Here is a 2433-nt window from a genome sequence, read left to right as displayed (position 1 = left end):
TTAGTTTAGGGAAATATGAATAGAGAAATTTGACGAAACCTATTAATGACAAGACGACAAAAGTCTTGTTATTTTTTTTTGCCTCTATGATAGGATGGAAAAAATGATCAGGAGAGGAGGAAAAAAAGTGGACAAGTCCGAAAAAAGCAAAGGTATTAAGATAAAAATAAATGGGGAAGAAAAAGTATTTGCCGATAAAAATAAGAATGTAGATCAAGAGGCAGCGGGTGAGGAGCAGGAACAAACTGATGATAGTTTTGAATGGATTCTACCGGATGATTCAATCGAGAACAAGGTTGTATTGGTCCCTGCCCCGAAAAAGAAGAAAATGCCGAAGCTTATCGGTTTTGGTACTGGCACGTTAAATAGTCCGGCGGACAAAAGACCAATAAAACCATTCTTGATTGCAGTCATTTGTGCGGTGTTTTTCGGGTCGATTCTTGGCTTAATTGCCGTTAAAACCATTACTAAGGAAAAGGCAGCTGATACTTCAGTCGAGACCTCTATCACAACGGCATCTCCTGCTGAGGAAACAAAACCAGAAACTATGGAACAAGGAGCTCAGCTGAAAACATTCCTTGTACAAGGCGGTGTATTCAGCAGCGAGGATGCGGCAAAACAAATTCAAAAAAAAATCATTGAAAAGCAGGTTCCTGCTGAAATTTTCAAATTAGAAGACAGCTATTATTTATTTTTAGGATCAGCGGAGAGCCTAACTGCAAGTAAGGAGCTGGCATTGTTTTTAAAGTCATATGATGTAGACGTTTATTGGAAGGAAATCAATTTTGAAGCGGCGAGTAAAAGTCAAAAAGATGAGGAAACACTCGACACTATGAAGGCTGTATATTCTTCATTAGCAGAAACATCCGCCACCAAGCTTCGGGGTAAGGAAACAACAGTAAACGAGGAAACTCTGAAAAAAAATATGGAAAAGCTAAAGGGGGAGAACTTATCATCAGACCTTTCCCAAATGAATAATAATCTATCAGCTGCGGCAAAGTTGATAACCGAATATGAAACATCAAAAAAGGAAGAATATCTTTTACAGGCTCAAGGAAGTCTGCTTGACTTTTTATTGAATTACCAAAAAATAGCAGGGTGAGAGTTGATGATCTAGGGGAGTTATTTAACAGGACAAGCTCCCCTTTATGACAACTTTTTTTATTTTCCGGGAAATAAGATACGGCCATTTGTCGATTCCTAGTAAACAATAATTGTGGATTTCACCATAATTTGATAGGATAGAAATGTATCTCCCTATGTAAAGAAAGGTGACTTTTTATTATGCAACCATTGATTTTAGCTTCATCATCACCGCGTCGTAAAGAACTTCTACAATTCCTTCAAATACCCTTCGAAAGTATGAATTCCAATGTCGATGAAAGTATTGATGAAAACATGCGTGCGGAAGAGGCGGTAAAAGAATTAGCTTCTAGAAAAGCGGCAGCCATTGCGGCTGATCATCAGGAAAGCTGGGTAATTGGCTCAGATACAGTTGTTGTCCTTGATGGTGAGATATTGGGCAAGCCAATCAACCGTGCCGATGGAAAAAGAATGCTCGAGATGTTATCAGGAAGAACACATGAAGTGTACACAGGTGTCGCTATTTTATTCGGTAAGCACAGAAAAGTATTTGCAGAAAAAACGGAAGTGACTTTTTGGGAGCTGTCAGAAGCTGAAATCGAACGTTATCTGGACAGCGGCGAACCTTTTGACAAGGCAGGCGGCTATGGTATTCAAGGATACGGTTCACTTCTTGTCAAACAAATTAATGGGGACTATTTCACTGTTGTCGGACTTCCGGTTTCAAGACTAGCTCGCGAACTTAAGGTGATGCAATCAGACTTGACGTAATAGATTTCTCCTCTGGCCCTCTCCCTTTTATAAGGAAGGGTGGATGCTTTGAGTGAAAAAATGCAAATGCGGGATTACCCCAAAGAAGAGATGCCTCGCGAAAGATTCCTGCAAGACGGGCCGCAAAGCCTCTCCAATCAAGAATTGCTTGCTCTGCTGTTGAGGACTGGAACAAAGGAAGAATCTGTCCTTCAGCTTTCTAGTCGCCTCATCAAATCTTTCGAGGGTCTGCGTCTGTTAAAAGAAGCCTCTGTCGAAGAAATGACCGGGATTAAAGGGATTGGTGAAGCGAAAGCGATTCAAATTTTAGCCTCGGTCGAACTTGGCAGGAGAATTCAAAAATTAAATGATCCAGACCGCTATGTGATCCGCTCTCCTGAAGATGGTGCCAATTATTGCATGGAAGAAATGCGTTTTTTGACACAAGAACATTTCGTCTGTCTCTATTTAAATACGAAAAATCAAGTGCTTCATAAAACGACAGTCTTCATCGGCAGTCTCAATGCTTCGATTGTGCATCCGCGTGAGGTCTTCAAAGAAGCTTTCAGAAGGTCTGCTGCCTCTATCATCTGTCTTCAT

The 2433-nt window shown here is 40.6% G+C and carries 3 protein-coding genes; all 3 read left to right on the top strand.

Features of this window, described 5'->3' with window-relative positions; translation table 11 throughout:
• The first annotated feature begins 127 nt into the window (after window positions 1–127).
• Window positions 128–1102, top strand: coding sequence for a hypothetical protein (locus tag AC1DUW_RS25905; protein WP_477643831.1), 975 nt, complete (start codon window positions 128–130; stop codon window positions 1100–1102).
• Window positions 1103–1284: 182 nt separating this feature from the next.
• Window positions 1285–1854, top strand: coding sequence for a Maf family protein (locus AC1DUW_RS25900; RefSeq protein ID WP_377438349.1), 570 nt, complete (start codon window positions 1285–1287; stop codon window positions 1852–1854).
• Window positions 1855–1914: 60 nt separating this feature from the next.
• Window positions 1915–2433, top strand: a 519-nt coding sequence (radC, locus tag AC1DUW_RS25895) for a RadC family protein (RefSeq protein WP_477643832.1), incomplete at its 3' end; no start/stop codon positions are given.

The sequence above is a fragment of the Peribacillus sp. P4_C12 genome, assembly GCF_056402095.1.
This window is presented reverse-complemented; position numbering and strand designations above follow the sequence as displayed.